The organism is Ochrobactrum quorumnocens, from assembly GCF_002278035.1.
GTDB lineage: Bacteria > Pseudomonadota > Alphaproteobacteria > Rhizobiales > Rhizobiaceae > Brucella > Brucella quorumnocens.
This window is the reverse complement of sequence record NZ_CP022604.1, coordinates 419,831-436,357: the sequence shown is the minus strand read 5'-3', so window position 1 is coordinate 436,357 and position 16,527 is coordinate 419,831. Positions and strand designations below refer to the sequence as shown.

Below are 16,527 nucleotides of genomic sequence, written 5' to 3'. Positions count from 1 at the left end.
AGCTGCCTTCTTATATGTTCTTGCTTTGTTCCGATCTTTGCGATAGGAATAGATTCATCAACAAGAGAGTCGGTTATGGAAATCATCCAGCAGGCAGATAAAGCAGCATTCGGAATAGGGCGCGCGGAACATGCCAATGCGCTTGTGAGCGAAGCAGGCCTGCGCATTGATCATTCACGACGCCGCGGACGCGGTGCAGGCATCAATCCCACCGGACGATTTGAACCCACCACACGACATGAATTTGACGATGGCTGGGAGACGCTTGAAGACCTTCCACCTTTCAAGACAGATGTTCAGGTTGAAAAGCCGCGTACCATCATCACACGCAATGATTCACCTGACATAAGTTTCGATCGGTCCATCAATCCCTATCGCGGTTGTGAGCATGGCTGCATCTACTGCTTTGCACGGCCAACGCATAGCTATATGGGACTCTCAGCGGGCCTTGATTTCGAAGCCCGGCTATTTGCCAAGCCCGATGCACCACGCTTGCTTGAACGGGAACTGGCAAAGCCCGGTTATCAGCCAAAGACCATAGCCATCGGCACCAATACCGATCCTTATCAGCCCATTGAGAAAAAATGGCGCGTCATGCGCGAGATTCTCGAGGTGTTGGAAGCTGCCAATCATCCCGTTGGCATTGTTACCAAATCGGCATTGGTCGTGCGCGACATCGATATATTGAGCCGCATGGCAGAGAAAGGCCTCGCCAAGGTTGCACTTTCAGTGACCACACTTGATGCCAATCTTGCCCGCACAATGGAGCCGCGCGCCTCGACGCCGACATTGCGCTTGCTGGCCATTCGCAAGCTCACCGATGCTGGCATTCCCACAAATGCAATGATGGGCCCTATCATTCCCGGCATCAACGATCATGAAATTGAGCGTATTCTGGATGCGGCTTACGCACAAGGCGCACGCGAAGCAGGCTATGTCCTCTTGCGTCTGCCGTTGGAAGTGGCGCCTTTGTTCAAGGATTGGCTCTTGCGCAATTACCCTGATCGTTATCGCCATGTGATGTCGCTGGTGCGTTCCATGCGTGATGGCAAGGATTATGATGCCGAATGGGGCAAACGGATGCGTGGCACTGGGCCTTATGCCTGGCAGATCGGACGCCGCTTTGAGATCGCTGCCCGCAAGCTCGGTTTCAATTCTAAACGGCTTCATCTTCGGACAGATCTGTTTGAGCCGGTCGAAAAAGGTGGCAAGCAGCTTTCGCTTTTTTAAGCTTGCGCGCTCACCGTCTCGATCGTGAGCAGTTTGCATGAGTTACGCGCTGCGTATTTAATCCCCGTCTGATGTCCATTTCAGACGGAAGGTCCCTGCTTTTACGCCACCTTCCTCGGCAGGGACCTTGCGGAGAACCAGAAGCAATGCGAGCATTGCCGCCAAATGAAACGCTTGTCTTCTGATTCTCCGCTCCTTTTCGACATCCCGCTTGCACCAGACTTCTCGGAAGAGAAGAAACATCTGGCAAGCGGCCTTCTTCATATTGCTGGCATCGATGAGGCGGGACGCGGACCTTTGGCCGGCCCAGTGGTTGCAGCGGCTGTGGTGCTTGATCCCAATGATTTGCCTGACGGACTGGATGATTCCAAGCGGCTTAAGGCTGCCAAGCGCGACGCGCTATATGAGATCATTCTTGCCAAGGCATTGACGGTCTCAGTCGCAAGCTTAAGTGCGCGCAGCATTGACGCCAGCGATATTCGCAAAGCGGCGCTCGAGGCGATGCGCCGTTCATTTCTAGGCCTTACTCTCAAGCCTTGTCATGCGTTGATTGATGGACGCGACGTGCCGCCAGGCTTGACTTGCCCCGGATCCGCCTTGGTGAAAGGCGATCAACGCTCCATTTCCATTGCTGCTGCCTCCATCGTGGCAAAGGTTACACGAGATCGTATGATGGCTCGCAGCGGTGCTGTTCACACACCCTATGGATTTGAGGTCCACGCCGGTTACGGCACGGTCAAACATCGCTCAGCCATTGAAGCAGTGGGGCCGGTTCCGGGAATTCACCGCTATACATTTGCACCTATCAAGGGGCGCTATTCCTGCTGACAGTTCGGTGTGCACCGAAACGTGTGAGGCGACAAGCTGCTAAGAAGCAATGAGGCCGTTCTTACATGCAGGACCAGAATGATCCAGAAAACCAATATCGCCGTCGAACTCGGATTGCTGCTTTTGCTGGCAACTCTATGGGGAGCGTCCTACAGCTTCATCAAGATCGGCGTAGAGACAATCCCGCCAATTACACTAATCGCTACCAGAACACTGATTGCAGGCCTTATACTCATCGTCATAATCCGGTTGCGCGGTTTGAAGCTGCCGACTGATGCCCTCACCTGGAAGCGCTTTCTGTTTCAGGCCTGCCTTAACAGCGTCGTACCCTTTACCGCGATCGCATGGGCGGAGCAGACGACTGATGCAGGTCTTGCGGCGATCCTTAACTCAACGACGCCGATCTTTACATTTCTCATCACGCTCCTGATCACACGACACGAGGCTGTAACCAGCCGCAGGCTGTTCGGCGTTGCGGCAGGTCTTGCAGGCACCAGTCTCATTATCGGCGTGCAGGCGCTTGCTGGACTGGGCAACGAATTGTGGGCACAGCTTGCAATTGTCGCTGCGACTATCTGCTATGCAGGTGCCGCCATCTTTGGCAGAAATTTTAAGGGCCTTGATCCGATGTTGCCTGCAGCAGGGTCTCTCATCAGCGGCGCGATCATTCTGATCCCGTTGAGCCTCGTCATCGACCGACCATGGACCCTGACACCCAGCGCTAACTCGCTCTTCGCATTGCTCGCCCTTGCTGTGTTTTCGACCGCGGCGGCTTTCACTATATATTTCCGGCTTATTCAGACGTTGGGCTCGGTCGGCACCACAGCGCAAGCCTATCTCCGCGTCCCCATCGGTGTCGGTATTGGCGTAACCTTTCTGGGAGAAAGGTTGACATCAACCGCATGGTTGGGATTGGCATTCGTGATTGCAGGCGTCGTCGCGATGACATTACCAGCGAGGCGAATACCGTAAAAACTTGGCTGGTCTCTCAATCGGACAAACAAAAACGCCGCCCCTTTCGAGGCGGCGTTTTCTAAATTTCAGTAAGTCACTGAGCTTAGTTCAGGTTGGTCTTAACCTGACCGAGCGCATCCTTGAACAAGGTGCCTGCTACCTTCGTATCAACCTTGTCGGCAACGATCTTGCCGGCAGCAGCGATCGCCAGATCAACAGCCGAAGCGCGGACTGCATTGATTGCATCGGTTTCAGCGGTTGCAATCTTCTGCTCTGCGAGCTTGTTGCGACGAACAACAAATTCCTCAGTCGAGCGCTTTGCGTCTTCAAGAAGCGCCTTTGCTTCGCGTTCAGCAGCGGCGACAATGTCACCAGCTTCTTTCTCCGCTTCCTTGCGCTTGCGATGATATTCAGCAAGAAGCTGCTGAGCTTCTTCGCGCAGAGTGCGGGCTTCTTCCAGTTCCTTCTTGATATTCTCGGCGCGCTCATCGAGCGAGCGTCCGATCATGCCTGGAACCTTCAGGTAAACAATCAGTGCAATGAAGAGGAGGAGGGCAATAAACGCCCAAAATGTTGAATCCATTGTCGTCTCCTCAGGCGTTTGCGGATTTGACTGCTGCGGTCACGTCGGCCTTATCGGTCTTGGTTCCCAGAAGCTGTTCAACGATCGCAGACGTGGTTTCTTCGGCGATAGTACCGACATCGCTCATGGCCTTGGCCTTGATTGCGGCGATACGTTCTTCCGCTTCAGCAAGCTTGCTCTCAAGAGCGGCTTCCGCAGTGGCGCGTTCGGCCGCTGCTTCGCCCTTGCCCTTTTCGCGAGCAGCTTCGGCAATCGAAGCGGCCTTGGTGCGGGCAGCGGCCAATTCCTGCTCGTAAGCAGCAATGGCGTTGTCTGCATCCTGCTTGAGGCGGGCAGCCTGCTCCAGATCCTGTGCGATACGGTCACGACGATTTTCAATCACGCCGCCGATACGTGGCAGAACCACGCGAGACAGAAACAGATAGAAAAGACCGAAAGTGATCGCCAGCCACAGAAGCTGTGATGCGTAATGGGTGGAATCGAACGGCGGGAATACGCCGCTGCCGTGTCCGGCATCGTGCGCGACCCCGGTTTCGGTGTGCACAGCATCGGCTGCGCCGTGCTCACCAGCAGCTGGTGCCGGTTGCGATTCGGTGGCGGTTTGGGCAAACGCCGTGGACACGAACATCCAGATTTCCCCTTCAATCCAGCATGTTCTTTCCCGGAAAGAAGTCCCGGATTTATAGAAACATGCTCACTTAGACGTCATATGCAAAGGCCAGCCGCGCTGCATTTCAAGATACAGATCGCGGCAGGCCAGTTTCTTGCGACTGTTTATTAAACAGCGAAGAGGAGCAGAAGCGCGATGAGCAGCGAGAAGATGCCCAGAGCTTCCGTCACAGCGAAACCGAACACGAGACGGCCGAACTGGCTGTCAGCAGCGGATGGGTTACGCAGAGCGCCCGAGAGATAGCTACCGAAAATGTTGCCGAGGCCGAGAGCCGTACCGGCCATACCGAAACAGGCGAGACCGGCGCCGATGTACTTTGCTGCTTCCGCTTCCATGTTAAAGCTCCTTCTGGATTGCAAATTAGTGCGGATTTCTGTTCTGGCGGAAACCCGCCGGCGAGAACCTCAAAGCGCTTCGTTTTTTATTTTACCAATACGAGGCGCTTTAAATATTTTCATTACGCATGTTGTTGTCGGAAAACCGGTAACCCACTTTTCCGCAACATGCTTTAGTGACCCGGATGTACTGCGTCGTTGATGTACATGCAGGTAAGAACGGTGAAGACGTAGGCCTGGAGGAATGCAACCAGGAACTCAAGCGCGGTGATCGCGACCGTCATGATAAGAGGCAGGATCGCGCCACCAACACCAAGCGCACCAAGCGAACTCAGCGAGACAACGAAGCCTGCGAAAACCTTGAGCGTAATGTGGCCTGCCAGCATGTTCGCAAAAAGACGAACCGAGAGGCTGATTGGACGCGAGAGGAACGAGATGATTTCAATGGCGACGACCAGTGGCACGATAATGCCCGGCACACCGCTTGGCACGAACAGCTTGAGGAAGCCAATGCCATGCTTGTAGAAACCGTAGATAATCACAGTGCCGATGACGAGCAGCGACAGAGCAAACGTCACGATGATCTGGCTGGTGACCGTATAGAAATAAGGAAACAGGCCGATAAAGTTCGCAACCAGAATGAACATGAACAGAGAGAAAACGAATGGGAAGAACTTCATGCCCTTCGACCCGGCCGAATCTCTCAGGCTCGACGCCACAAATTCATAAGCCATTTCCGAAACCGACTGAAGGCGGCTTGGGATCAGTCCACGGCTCGACGACGTGAAGTACAGAAAGCCTGACGCAAGCACCACCGTTGCGACCATGAAGGCCGAAACATTGGTGAACGACAGGTCCAAACCACCGACGTCGATCGGAATCAACCGGGAAACCTGGAACTGATGGATCGGATCGTTGGCCACCTTTACCTCGTCTGTCGTTCCTGCCCTAAGGCGTTTAATTCTCGGGCGAGAGGCCCGCATGTCTTACGTGTCTATACGCGAACATTTTCGTGATGTCCGCGAAGACTTATTCCTTATCGCTCTTTTCCACGCTAGACTTAATATTGCCTTGATCGGCAACATAACCTGCGGAACGGAGCACGTTGAGGGTGCCAGCACCGAAGCCCAGAAGGAGAAAGATAATTAACCCCCATGGCGACGTGCCTGCGTAACGATCAAGAAACCAACCGATCAACGCACCGACCACAATACCAGCAATAAACTCGCTGGAGAGTTTCATGGCTTGCGCGACGGAACTGGATGTTTCCGACCGTTCATCCTCGGAAGCCGGTGGCTTAAACATCCCCTTTTTGGCCAGTTCGGCCTCAAGGCGGTTCAAACGCTGATCCAGCCCCCCGGAAACAGTTTTGCGTTCCACATCCCTGCCTACACCGGATGATTTTCCGGGCTCAGTGCCGCTCGTCATTGGCAGCTCCTTTTTGCAAGAAATGCGGGCCGTAAAAGCCCATTTCCAAGTTGCGCGCAACATATTGACACACCGCGCGCTAGTCAAGGCGGTCAAGCAGTTGCTTCAAAAGGTTTTTTATCTAGGAAATGCAATGATTTAGCCGATGGTGCGACTCATTTTCCGCCCAAAGCCGGAGTTCATGCAGCAATTCGGCCTCAAAATTGGAATCGAATTGAGCGAACCTCGGCACATAGATTCATCAATGTGCATCCGTTTCAAGCGACGTTCGAGACAAATAAATGTGTCCGAAAGTGATTTCTTAGCCAACTACCTGAACAAACGGCAACAATCAGCTCCAGCCACCGCCATAGGTGCGGTAAAACACATGAAGACCAATCTTAGTCATCTTCTTCATTGTAGGTGCCCAGAACGGGCTGACATAGGTCGCGTGATAATGGGTAGAGGAACCAACTTCCGGTAGCCAAATCTGACCAGCCGTCACCGTCTTGGCGACCTGCTGTGCCATACGCCATTGTGGCATCTCGGTTACGCGATGCTTTTGACCGTCGCAGGCAAATGAGAACTGGCATGCATTGAGCCAGTTACGATTCTGATAAACCACATCGCAAATGGTTCCCGGATAAGCCGGGTTGCGCACGCGGTTGAGTACGACCTGCGCTACGGCGACCTGCCCTTTTACGTTTTCGCCACGCGCTTCATAATAGACAGCTTCCGCAAGACATTTCTGCTCTTTCGAGCCAAACGATTCTGCGGGCAAAGGCGTTGCCGCCCATGCGTGATCCTGATCACTGATCGGCGGCACAAAACGACCCGCGTCGGCTTCTGGCGTCAGAATGCTTTCGAAGGGCGATGTCTTGCCGTAGTCCGGCTTAGAAGGCGCATAGCCCAACGCGAGAACGTCGGGCTCATTGTTGTTGATCAGCTTTGCCAGTTGCACAGGCATGTCCTGTTTGGGTTTAGGTGGTTTGACCGCGTGGAACGCCATTGCGATCTCAACCTCCTTCCCTTCGATGCTGGATTTTGAGAAGGCCATACGCGCATCAATCTTTTCACGCGGCGCTGTGATCATGCTGATTTTCTCAAACATGCTGCCAGCATTGAAAGCCCGCGCCGGAGCCTTAGGCTTCACCGAAACGATACGGTCGGTCTTGTCCGCACGATTGATGCGGTTTTCATCCGGATTGGGATCATCGACGCCAAGTTTTGCTGTCTTCTGTCCGCCGGAAAGCGCGACACGGCCAATGCCCGGCACCTGAATGCCGGTGGTGGCGATGCTGCCTGTGACTGTTGTTGCATCCACAAAAGGCATTTCTGCCTGATGCAGCGAACCAACCGGAGCTTTGGCGACAAAGGCTGTCCAGCGATGACCAGCGACATCTGCGGTCGGCACAAGGCTTGCCATGTCCTGAAAAGCGATTGCATTGGAGTTGAACAGGTAGGTGATCGCTGCCAGCATGAGCGGCACGAAGCGATGTGGCTTGCGCGCAACCTGACGTGGCTTTGCACGCACAGCGTAATAGCGACCATCCTCGGGGCAATAGCCCGTTACCGGATAATGCCATACCGGCTCGGCAACGGCCTTAGACCGGCCAAACAGCGCTCGTATGGAACCAAGACGCACCGCAAACTCCACTCGCAACGATTACTTAACTATAGCGAATAATGGAGTATTAACCTTGATGGATGGTTAACGCGTTTTTGTTTACCCTTTGAAAATATTGATTAATTTTGAATTAACACAGCTCGGGAAGGTTTGTTTTCATTTGCTTTTTTAGCCGTCCCAATAGCAAATGCATTTGGGCAGGAGCGTGCTGGATTTATCTGGAATGCAAAAGGAATTTAAAATGATTGGCAAAAAGACATTGAATGCAGCGGCGGCAGCACTAATTGCCCTCCCCTTTCTGCTTTCAAGTCCTAATGCTGAAACCTTAGATCGCGTCGTGATCCTTACCGACACACCCAAAATTACCCGTTGGGCCGTCATTCATCAGGAGCCCGATCCGGCTCATAACGATCCATATTATCACTTGGAAGCGTTCGAGCATAAGAAGGGCGCTCAGCCTTGGGAGTTCAAACGGCTTGCACATCATATAGTGATCACTGGCGAAGCGCTGGAGAAAAGTCGCAACAATAAACGTGCCGGAACATATGCCTACAAGGATGTCGAGTTTTGGGTCACATACAAAATGTGGCGTGACAATCCAGAAATCCGTGCGCAAACGCCCGTTTGTGAAACGGGCATCAAAGACTGCCTTGAACGCGCCACAGACCAAAAATAAGCGACCGATATGATCAAGAAAATCCTTTTCGCCGTAGTTCTCATCGCTGTCGGCTTGTTCGGCTACACCAAGGTCATGGTACGCATCGGTTCAGGTGAGCCGCCACAACTTCTGCCCGCAGAACAACAGGCGGATGCCATCAAGGTCTATAAAGGCGAGCGTCGGATGACGTTGCTACGCAATGGTACTGTGATTGGCACCTATCGAATCGCACTCGGCGGCAATGGCGACGGTGGACATAAGAGCCGTGAGGGAGATCAGAAAACGCCTGAGGGCGCATACATCATTGACTGGCGCAATCCACGCTCGATGGCCCATCTAAGCCTGCATATTTCGTATCCGAACAGTGTAGACCAGAGTGTCGCCGATACAGCCGGCTATGCACCCGGCGGCAATATCATGATCCATGGCCTGCCCAATGGCTGGGGCGTGCTTGCTCCTATGCACCATCTTTGGGACTGGACAGACGGCTGCATCGGCGTGAGCAACACGGAAATGCGTGAAATCTGGTCGAAGGTACCAAACGGCACGCCAATCAATATCTTACCCTAAGAAATATGTGTTAAGCTCATAGCTACACATAGTCATGGAGGGTATTGGTGACCGGGATGATTAAGACGGCATCCATTTTGGGACTCATGTTAAGTGCATTGCTTACGTCAGCCCATGCCGCATCAGCGAAATCGGCTTGCGACGGCGTGACGACAACAATCAGCACACAGCAGAAAGCGGATTATGCAGCGCTAATTGCCAAAAGCTTTGGCAAGAAGGTCAAGCCAGCCTCGGTTAAAATCAATTCGTTCATGCAATATGACAAGTGGTCGATTGTTTATGCAGACGTGGCAGTTGCCGATCCCGGTTACTTCTTCTTCGATATTTCACCGAATGTCCCAAAATTCAAAGATGTTTGGGGCGGTATCGCTGACGAAAGTGAAATGCCGGAGATTGTGAAATGGGCCAAGGGCATTGGCGCTAACGAAAAGATCGCAGAATGTTTTGCAAGAACTGTCGCCGATGCCTGAGTTGAGGCTCGACCAGATCAAACCGGCCGCTTAACCGCCCAACGTTCAATATCGGCGCTCTGACCAATCAACGCCAGACCATTGGCAATCGAATCAAACTGGTTCGAGCTTGTGACCATGGCGTCGGGGAAACGCTTTTCGAAAGCCTCACGGATGGCAGGCACGAAGGATGTGCCGCCTGTCAGGAAGACCCGATCAATGCCATCGAAGGTAAGTCCGGCCTTTTCAACAGCCTGCTCTACTGATTGCTCGATATTGGCCACGTCATCTGCAATCCAGCTATCAAAATCGTTGCGCGTGATATCGGACCTAATTTCGAAATCATCTGCCTTGAAATGAAGCTCGGATATTCTTTCCGAAGATAGCCGCACTTTGAGGTTTGAGACAGCGCGATAAATCTCATAGCCATAGTCGTTCTCGATCAGGTTGATGAAATGTTCGAGCGGTTCAGGATCGACAGCATTCTTGGCAAGATCGGTCAGTGAGCGAATAGTTGAAGGCGAGTTCATAAGGAACAGCGTGTTCCACCGTGCGAAATTCGCATAATAATGACGGGGTATCGGCAGGCGCTTGCCGAAAGATTTATATTCGCCATTTTTTCCCAGGAGCGGTGAAACCGCATTGTCGATGATGCGATAATCGAATGTGTCACCAGCAATGCCTAGACCCGTCTGGCTCAACGGCGTGAAGCTCAAGCCCTGCGCGCCCACTTCAAATCGTACGATGGAAAAGTCGCTCGTACCGCCGCCAAAGTCAGCTACGAGAACCGTCGATTCGGCTTTGAGTTCCTGCGCATAGAAATATGCCGCTGCAACAGGTTCATACACATAATGGATATCGGTGAACCCAAAGGCACGGAACGCTTTTTCATAGCGCTGCATGGCCAGTTCTTCATCAGGAGACGCTCCCGCAAAAATAACCGGACGACCAACGACGACACGATTGCCTCTGGGCGGAAGCTTGTCGCCAAGGCGGGTTGCGACTGATTCTAGAAAAGTCTCTAGAATATCTTCGAACTTGAAGCGTTTGCCATAAACGGGTGTGTCGGTGAAGGACTTCTGCGCGGCAAACGTCTTGAAGGACTGAAGCATGCGTGTCGAATGGGGTGCATTGACGAAGGCATCCATTGCCCACGGACCGCTTTCTGAAGTGCGCTGTCCTGTTTCGCGATCCTGCCAGAAGCAAAGAATCGAACGATAGCCGGTGATGTCGACGCCATCTTTCGGCACACTTAGCACTGCAGTCGTACCATCAGGGGATGCCAGAGACAGCACCGTATTGGTGGTGCCGAAATCGATGCCCAAGGTCACGCCATTAAACTGGCTTTCGCTCTGGCCTTGTTCAGCTTTCGTCATGGTCTGCCTCTGATATGTGGGAAATTTCAGGAGGCGGCGGATTAGCAGACGAATATGAGTTTCTCAAGCCACGAAAGGCGAATAAGACACTGTCGCAACTTATGCCGCAAAGGAAAAGCCATGTCCCGCTTTGAAGGAACCACCGCAATTGTCACGGGTGCAGCACGCGGTCTGGGTGCAGCACTGGCATTTTCCCTCGCGGAAGCCGGATGCGATGTCGTGCTTTGCGGACGAAATCTGAACGCGCTTCAAGAAACAGCAAAAAGTATTGCGGACAAAAGCGGACGCAGCGTGAAAACCGTTCAAGTCGATCTTGCTGACATGAAAAGCGTTGCAGCGGCCATCGAAACCATCAAATCAGATCATGCGGCAGTCGATATTCTCATCAACAATGGCGCGATGTGGCTCGAAGACCGGAAAGAAGACTATTCGATCGCGGAAGTCGCGGGCGTGGTTAATGCGGCCGTGACCGGAACATTTCTGTTTACACAGGGGCTACTTCCCCTTCTCAATCAATCATCCGGTCCGGATATCGTGATGATTGGATCGATTAGCGGCCTGTCAAATGCGCCGCTTCAAACAGTCTCCGTGCCGTTCTATGCAGCAAAGCGCGCCCAGGCAGCATTGGCAGATGGTTTGCGGCAAAAACTCGCTAACACGCCCGTTCGCTCAATCGTCGTACATCCGCCTTATCTCGAAGACGCCTCGCCGCTTGATGAAAGTTGGGAAGCTTCATCCAAACGGCACAAGGGTGAAGCAGCCACCAGTCGCGATATTGTCGAATCCGTTCTGTTTGCGCTAACGCGTCCGCGTCATGTGTCGCTATCGATCACGGTCGATGCCGATGAGGGTGGCGTGTTTGCCTGAAACGGGATTATCGATCCCGCACAAATTCCCCGACGAATTCGCGCACCGTCGCGAGAATTTCATCCGACAGTTCCGCATCATCAACGATGCGGGCTGTTCCAACAGCGCCCGTCATCAGACACGAAAGAATAATCGCCTTGCGACGCGCCTCTGCATCGCGCGTATCATCAAGCCGAGCGATCATGGTGTCGAGGTTGGTTTTAATCCGTGCGGTTGCCGCCGCGCGACACTTGTCGCCACTGCGTGCCATATCTGCGGTGAGTGCGGCGAATGGGCACCCGCTTGCTACATCGTCTCTATGCTCTGAGCTGAGATAGGTTTCCACATATTCGCCGATAGGGACCGTCGCAGGGTCTTTCCCCTTGGCCCTCGCGCTTGCTTCCCATGCATTGAATGCCAGCTCCATAGCTTCGACAACCATGTCCTCACGAGAGGCAAAGTGTTTGTAGAAACCGCCAACCGTCAGCCCTGCCTCTTTCATGAGGTCGGCCACACCGATGCCTTCCAACCCTTTTTCGCGCAGACGACGCGCTGCGACTTCTACGATACGATCGTGGGTCTTCTGTTTGTCGAGCTGGGAATGGCCCATAAAAATTCTCCCAATTTCGTGACTTGACGTTCTGGATTACATACATAATCTTTATGGATGTCAATCATAATCCACATTGGATAAAACCCAGGAGACTGAAATGCGCCTGAACAACAAGGTTGCCGTGATCACCGGCGGTAATAGCGGTATTGGATTTGCCACCGCCAAGGTATTTCTCGATGAGGGCGCAAAGGTCATTATCACCGGCAGAAATCCGGAAACACTTGCCGCAGCTCAAAACGAACTGGGCAACAACGCTTTTGCACTAAAACTCGATGTCACCGATGCTGCGGCAACCGAAGCCGCTTTTACGGAAGCTGCGCAAAAGTTCGGTCGTTTTGATGTGGTTTTCGCCAATGCTGGTATTGGTGGTGCAACACCGCTCGGTCAGACAAGTTTTGAGCAGTTCAATCAAATTATCAGCACCAATCTGACGGCAGTCTTCTTCACAGTACAGTCTGCCCTGCCTCATCTTAATGACAATGCATCCGTCATCCTGAACGGTTCGGTCCACGCTGTGCTTGGCGTTCCGGGATGGGGTGCTTATGCGGCATCCAAAGGTGCGGTGCGCGCATTCACGCGCAATTTCGCAGCAGAACTTGCGCCGCGGGGCATCCGTGTAAATCAGGTGACGCCGGGCGCAACCAAAACACCGATCTGGCATTCTTCTGCGCCGACACCAGATGCAATGACAGTTCTTGAGGCTCAGCTTGGCAGCAGAAGCGTTACGGGCAGGATGAGCGAACCGGAAGAAATCGCCCGAGCTGCGCTCTATCTCGCTTCCGACGAATCCACCAACGTGACCGGCATAGAAATCACCGTGGACGGTGGCATGACCGGAGCGCCTGCAGGTGCCAAGGCATCTCGCGGCGATTAAAACTTAAAGCAAAAGCCCGGGATCGTGTCCCGGGCTTTTGCTTTGTTCTGCTGCATTTCTTAATCAGCGAAAGCAGCAGTAGCTCTCGTCAGAAATGCTTTTAGCGCTTCTTTTTCGCACGGCCCGCGAACGGATTTTCCGATGTCTTGAGCGACAGGCGGATCGGCACGCCCGGCATTTCAAATGTCTCACGCAAACCGTTGATGAGGTAACGCACATAGGATTGCGGCATCGCATCAGGACGCGAGCAGGAGACCACAAAGCCTGGCGGGCGGGTCTTGATCTGCGTCATGTACTTGACCTTGAGACGGCGTCCCGAAACTGCCGGTGGCGGCTGATGCGCAATAACCCCTTCCAGCCAACGGTTCAGGCGACCGGTCGAGATACGACGGTTCCAGATTTCATGGGTCTTGACCACATTCTCCATGAGCTTGTCCAGCCCCTGGCCGCGCTCACCGGAAATCGGCACAGCGCGAAGACCACGTACCTGTGGCAGAAGCCGTGCGGTCTTTTCGTAAAGATCTTCCAGAACCATCTGGCGATCTTCGATCAGATCCCATTTATTGAACGCGATAACCGGCGCACGACCTTCGCGAATAATCAGATCGGCAATCTGCAAGTCCTGCTTTTCAAACGGGATTGTTGCATCGAGCACGATGATCACAACTTCAGCAAAGCGAATAGCACGCAGACCATCGGCTACGGAAAGCTTTTCAAGCTTTTCCTGCACACGCGATTTGCGGCGCAGACCAGCGGTGTCGAACAGCTTGATGTTGCGTCCACGCCATTCCCAGTCAACGGAAATCGAATCGCGCGTGATACCGGCTTCGGGGCCCGTCAGCAGACGGTCTTCGCCGAGCATGGTGTTGATCATTGTGGACTTGCCTGCATTCGGGCGTCCAACAATGGCAATGCGCAGTGGCTTGGTCGTATCGTATTCCGGAATGATTTCTTCATCCGGGTCTTCGATATCATCACCGATCAGCTCACCAACCGCTTTAGGTGTGAAGGCCTCTTCCGCAGCTTCTTCTGCACGCTGATCTGCAAATGCACGTTCTTCGCCCAGAAGCTCGACAATCGCGTCGCGCAGATCAGGCATGCCCTGACCATGTTCAGCAGAAATCGCGCATGGTTCGCCCAAGCCGAGCTGGAAAGCATCGTACATGCCGGTTTGCGCGCCGCGTGCTTCCGCCTTGTTGGCAACCAACACAACGGGACGACCGGAACGACGCACCAGTTCAGCAAAAGTGCTGTCAGCAGGCGTCAGGCCGGCTTTGGCATCAATCACAAACAGAATTGCATCGGCTTCAGAGATAGCAGCCTCAGTCTGGGCGCGCATGCGTGCTTCCAGGCTGTCATTGGCTGCATCTTCGAGACCCGCAGTATCGATGACCTGAAACTTCAGATCGTAAAGCTTGGCATCATGGATGCGCCGGTCGCGCGTAACGCCCGGCAAGTCATCGACCAGCGCCAGCTTGCGGCCGACGAGGCGATTAAACAGTGTGGACTTGCCGACATTGGGACGCCCGACGATGGCGAGAGTGAAACCCATGGGTTCGTATTACTCCGGAGGTAAGCGCGGTTTAGCCTTGGGCTTCCGGCAAATTGATACCGGCGCCGCGCATGAGATCTAGCATTGTATTGGCCCGCTGGCGGATATTCGCCGGAGCCAGAGTGTCATTGGCAATCTGCTGATAAAGCTTGGCAGCATCATCGAAACGCTCCGCCTTCCATGCTGCCAGACCAAGAGCCTCGCGCGCGCTGGAGCGCATTGGATTGCCATCTGCCGAAAGCGTTTCAACGCGCTTTGCGACATCATCATAAGAACCAGAATCAACGAGCAGATAAGCTGCACGCAGACGGGCCACATCACGCATTGGCGCAGGTACGGCATTGTCGGCAGAAACAGCATCAAAGGCTGCAACAGCTGCTGTCACATCGCCCTTTTCTGCCTGAACGGAGGCAGCGCGCAGACGAGCCAGCACTGGATAAGAGCCGTAACCGGTCTTTTCCAGATCATCGAGTGCCGCAATAGCTTCATCGTTCTTGCCGGAAGAGGCCAGATCGAGTGCTGCCAGGAACTTGTCACCGGAAGCAGAGGCTTTGCTGTCAGTCCAATGCTGATAGCCAACCCAGGCGGCCGTACCAATGACAACCGCAACCGCAGCACCGATCACGACCGGGCCGAAGTTTTTCCAAACCTGCTTTGCCCGTTCTGAACGGAGTTCCTCGTTTACCTCGCGAATGAAACTGTCGTCTGCCATGGACCTGCCATCTTTAGTGGAGTGCGACACTTGTGGAGCCGCGCTCTAAAAACCGTTGATCTTAATTTATCTATTCTGGCGCTTTTAGTCGGAATTCGCGCCATATGTAAGACCTGTCGGCGAAATAAGCTGTAAGCGCAAGAAACAATGTGCATTTGCGTCGGAGCTTCGCCATATTTTGTGACTAACAGGCAACTTTTCCAGCCAGATTGCGTTCATTCCCCCATGCGTCTCATCACTCCCGCCGTCATCATCGCTTCCGCACTCGCTGCAAGTTCCGTCGTCGCTGAGACGACGAAGCCGCAATATGTGCTGATTTCGTTTGACGGAGCGCATGACAACAAGCTTTGGACGCGCTCGCGGGAGCTGGCAAAAAACAACAACGCACATTTCACCTATTTCCTGTCCTGCGTCTTTCTGATGACCAAGAAGGACCGTCGTGATTATCAGCCACCGCATAAGCGTGCTGGTTCATCCAATGTTGGTTTTGCATTAAGCGACGATGAGGTTGTGACCCGCCTCGATAATATCTGGCAGGCACATCTGGAAGGCAACGAAATCGCAAGCCATGGCTGTGGCCATTTTGATGGCACCAACTGGTCAACCGCAGACTGGGACAAGGAAATCAGGGAATTCCGTCGCATCACGGCAGATGCCTACAAAAACAATGGTATCGAAGGCGAACCCGACGGCTGGCAGGAGCTGGCCCGTAAAGGCATCAACGGCTTCCGCGCGCCTTATCTCGCAGCCTCCAAGCCCGTGCAGGATGCGTTGAAAGCCAATGGCTTCCGCTATCAGGCATCGTCCATCACACGCGGACCGGAATTACCGCAGATAAATAGCCGGTTTGCATCGTTTGGCCTGCCGCTTATTCCTGAAGGTCCCTCCCAGCGCGTTATCGTCGGCATGGATTATAATCTCTATGTTCGTCACTCAAAGGGCAAGGAAGCACCAGCCCAATCAGCCGAATTTGAGGAACGCGCCTACAAGGCGTTTCGCGCCGCTTTTGACAAGCAATATGAAGGCGAGCGCATTCCGTTGCAGCTCGGTTTTCATTTTGTGCTGATGAATGACGGGGCCTATTGGCGCGCCATGGAACGACTGGTGTCGGAAGTCTGCAGTAAGCCAGATGTTAAGTGCACGACCTATAATGATTATCTCAACAGCACCGACTCCCCGAGCGGCCATGCCACGCAGAATCGATCATAACACTAGGCTCCAAACCCAATTAAACATTTGATCA

19 protein-coding genes are annotated in these 16,527 nt (G+C 53.5%); 9 read left to right on the top strand and 10 right to left on the bottom strand.

Going from position 1 to position 16,527, the window contains the following annotated elements; genetic code table 11:
• The first annotated feature begins 75 nt into the window (after positions 1-75).
• The 3 genes from CES85_RS11490 to CES85_RS11480 all read left to right on the top strand — a co-directional run bounded on the left by CES85_RS11490 (position 76) and on the right by CES85_RS11480 (position 3,030).
• Positions 76-1,230, top strand: a complete 1,155-nt coding sequence (locus CES85_RS11490) for a PA0069 family radical SAM protein (RefSeq protein ID WP_095446118.1) — start codon at positions 76-78, stop codon at positions 1,228-1,230.
• Between the two features lie 165 nt (positions 1,231-1,395).
• Positions 1,396-2,058, top strand: coding sequence for a ribonuclease HII (gene rnhB / locus CES85_RS11485; protein ID WP_095446117.1), 663 nt, complete (start codon positions 1,396-1,398; stop codon positions 2,056-2,058).
• 78 nt (positions 2,059-2,136) lie between these two features.
• A complete protein-coding gene (locus tag CES85_RS11480; protein ID WP_095446116.1) occupies positions 2,137-3,030 on the top strand; it encodes a DMT family transporter in 894 nt (297 codons plus the stop codon).
• Positions 3,031-3,115: 85 nt separating this feature from the next.
• Here the strand turns inward: CES85_RS11480 and CES85_RS11475 are convergent, their stop codons facing one another.
• From CES85_RS11475 to CES85_RS11450, 6 genes are all read right to left on the bottom strand, one after another.
• The gene (locus CES85_RS11475; protein WP_095446115.1) at positions 3,116-3,595 is read right to left on the bottom strand and encodes a F0F1 ATP synthase subunit B; all 480 of its coding nucleotides are present in this window, start codon (positions 3,593-3,595) and stop codon (positions 3,116-3,118) included.
• A gap of 10 nt (positions 3,596-3,605) precedes the next feature.
• Positions 3,606-4,223, bottom strand: a complete 618-nt coding sequence (locus CES85_RS11470; RefSeq protein ID WP_095446114.1) for a F0F1 ATP synthase subunit B — start codon at positions 4,221-4,223, stop codon at positions 3,606-3,608.
• Between the two features lie 149 nt (positions 4,224-4,372).
• Positions 4,373-4,600, bottom strand: a complete 228-nt coding sequence (locus CES85_RS11465; RefSeq protein ID WP_007632966.1) for a F0F1 ATP synthase subunit C — start codon at positions 4,598-4,600, stop codon at positions 4,373-4,375.
• A 173-nt stretch (positions 4,601-4,773) separates the two neighbouring features.
• Entirely contained in the window at positions 4,774-5,523 is a 750-nt protein-coding gene (locus CES85_RS11460) for a F0F1 ATP synthase subunit A (protein ID WP_095446113.1), read from the bottom strand.
• A gap of 106 nt (positions 5,524-5,629) precedes the next feature.
• Entirely contained in the window at positions 5,630-6,028 is a 399-nt protein-coding gene (locus tag CES85_RS11455) for an AtpZ/AtpI family protein (protein WP_095446112.1), read from the bottom strand.
• A gap of 331 nt (positions 6,029-6,359) precedes the next feature.
• Positions 6,360-7,652 carry a cell wall hydrolase gene (locus CES85_RS11450; RefSeq protein WP_095446111.1) on the bottom strand — a complete coding sequence of 431 codons (1,293 nt, stop codon included), beginning with the start codon at positions 7,650-7,652 and terminating at the stop codon, positions 6,360-6,362.
• A gap of 205 nt (positions 7,653-7,857) precedes the next feature.
• Between CES85_RS11450 and CES85_RS11445 the strand changes: the two genes are divergently transcribed.
• Genes CES85_RS11445 through CES85_RS11435 form a run of 3 tightly spaced genes read left to right on the top strand, consistent with a single transcriptional unit; the run spans position 7,858 to position 9,332 of the window.
• Complete coding sequence (locus CES85_RS11445) at positions 7,858-8,310, top strand: DUF5086 family protein (protein ID WP_235901695.1); 453 nt, start codon at positions 7,858-7,860, stop codon at positions 8,308-8,310.
• Between the two features lie 9 nt (positions 8,311-8,319).
• Positions 8,320-8,862, top strand: coding sequence for a L,D-transpeptidase family protein (locus CES85_RS11440; protein WP_095446110.1), 543 nt, complete (start codon positions 8,320-8,322; stop codon positions 8,860-8,862).
• 56 nt (positions 8,863-8,918) lie between these two features.
• A complete protein-coding gene (locus CES85_RS11435; protein WP_095446109.1) occupies positions 8,919-9,332 on the top strand; it encodes a hypothetical protein in 414 nt (137 codons plus the stop codon).
• 17 nt (positions 9,333-9,349) lie between these two features.
• Here the strand turns inward: CES85_RS11435 and CES85_RS11430 are convergent, their stop codons facing one another.
• The gene (locus tag CES85_RS11430; RefSeq protein WP_095446108.1) at positions 9,350-10,687 is read right to left on the bottom strand and encodes an Hsp70 family protein; all 1,338 of its coding nucleotides are present in this window, start codon (positions 10,685-10,687) and stop codon (positions 9,350-9,352) included.
• Positions 10,688-10,807: 120 nt separating this feature from the next.
• Between CES85_RS11430 and CES85_RS11425 the strand changes: the two genes are divergently transcribed.
• Positions 10,808-11,554 carry an SDR family oxidoreductase gene (locus tag CES85_RS11425; RefSeq protein ID WP_095446107.1) on the top strand — a complete coding sequence of 249 codons (747 nt, stop codon included), beginning with the start codon at positions 10,808-10,810 and terminating at the stop codon, positions 11,552-11,554.
• Between the two features lie 7 nt (positions 11,555-11,561).
• On the opposite strand, the gene CES85_RS11420 is transcribed toward CES85_RS11425, so the two are convergent.
• A complete protein-coding gene (locus tag CES85_RS11420) occupies positions 11,562-12,143 on the bottom strand; it encodes a TetR/AcrR family transcriptional regulator (protein ID WP_095446106.1) in 582 nt (193 codons plus the stop codon).
• Positions 12,144-12,243: 100 nt separating this feature from the next.
• On the opposite strand from CES85_RS11420, the gene CES85_RS11415 reads away from it, so the two are divergent.
• Positions 12,244-13,020 (top strand): SDR family NAD(P)-dependent oxidoreductase, encoded by a 777-nt coding sequence (locus CES85_RS11415; RefSeq protein WP_095446105.1) that lies wholly within the window; start codon positions 12,244-12,246, stop codon positions 13,018-13,020.
• Between the two features lie 100 nt (positions 13,021-13,120).
• Here CES85_RS11415 and der read toward each other — a convergent pair whose 3' ends face one another.
• Together der and CES85_RS11405 are read right to left on the bottom strand one after the other, a co-directional pair.
• The gene (der, locus tag CES85_RS11410) at positions 13,121-14,572 is read right to left on the bottom strand and encodes a ribosome biogenesis GTPase Der (protein WP_095446104.1); all 1,452 of its coding nucleotides are present in this window, start codon (positions 14,570-14,572) and stop codon (positions 13,121-13,123) included.
• A 31-nt stretch (positions 14,573-14,603) separates the two neighbouring features.
• Positions 14,604-15,284, bottom strand: coding sequence for a tetratricopeptide repeat protein (locus CES85_RS11405; protein ID WP_095446103.1), 681 nt, complete (start codon positions 15,282-15,284; stop codon positions 14,604-14,606).
• A 225-nt stretch (positions 15,285-15,509) separates the two neighbouring features.
• On the opposite strand from CES85_RS11405, the gene CES85_RS11400 reads away from it, so the two are divergent.
• On the top strand, positions 15,510-16,493 hold the full coding sequence (locus CES85_RS11400) for a polysaccharide deacetylase family protein (protein ID WP_095446102.1): 984 nt from the start codon (positions 15,510-15,512) through the stop codon (positions 16,491-16,493).
• The last annotated feature ends 34 nt before the right edge of the window (positions 16,494-16,527 follow it).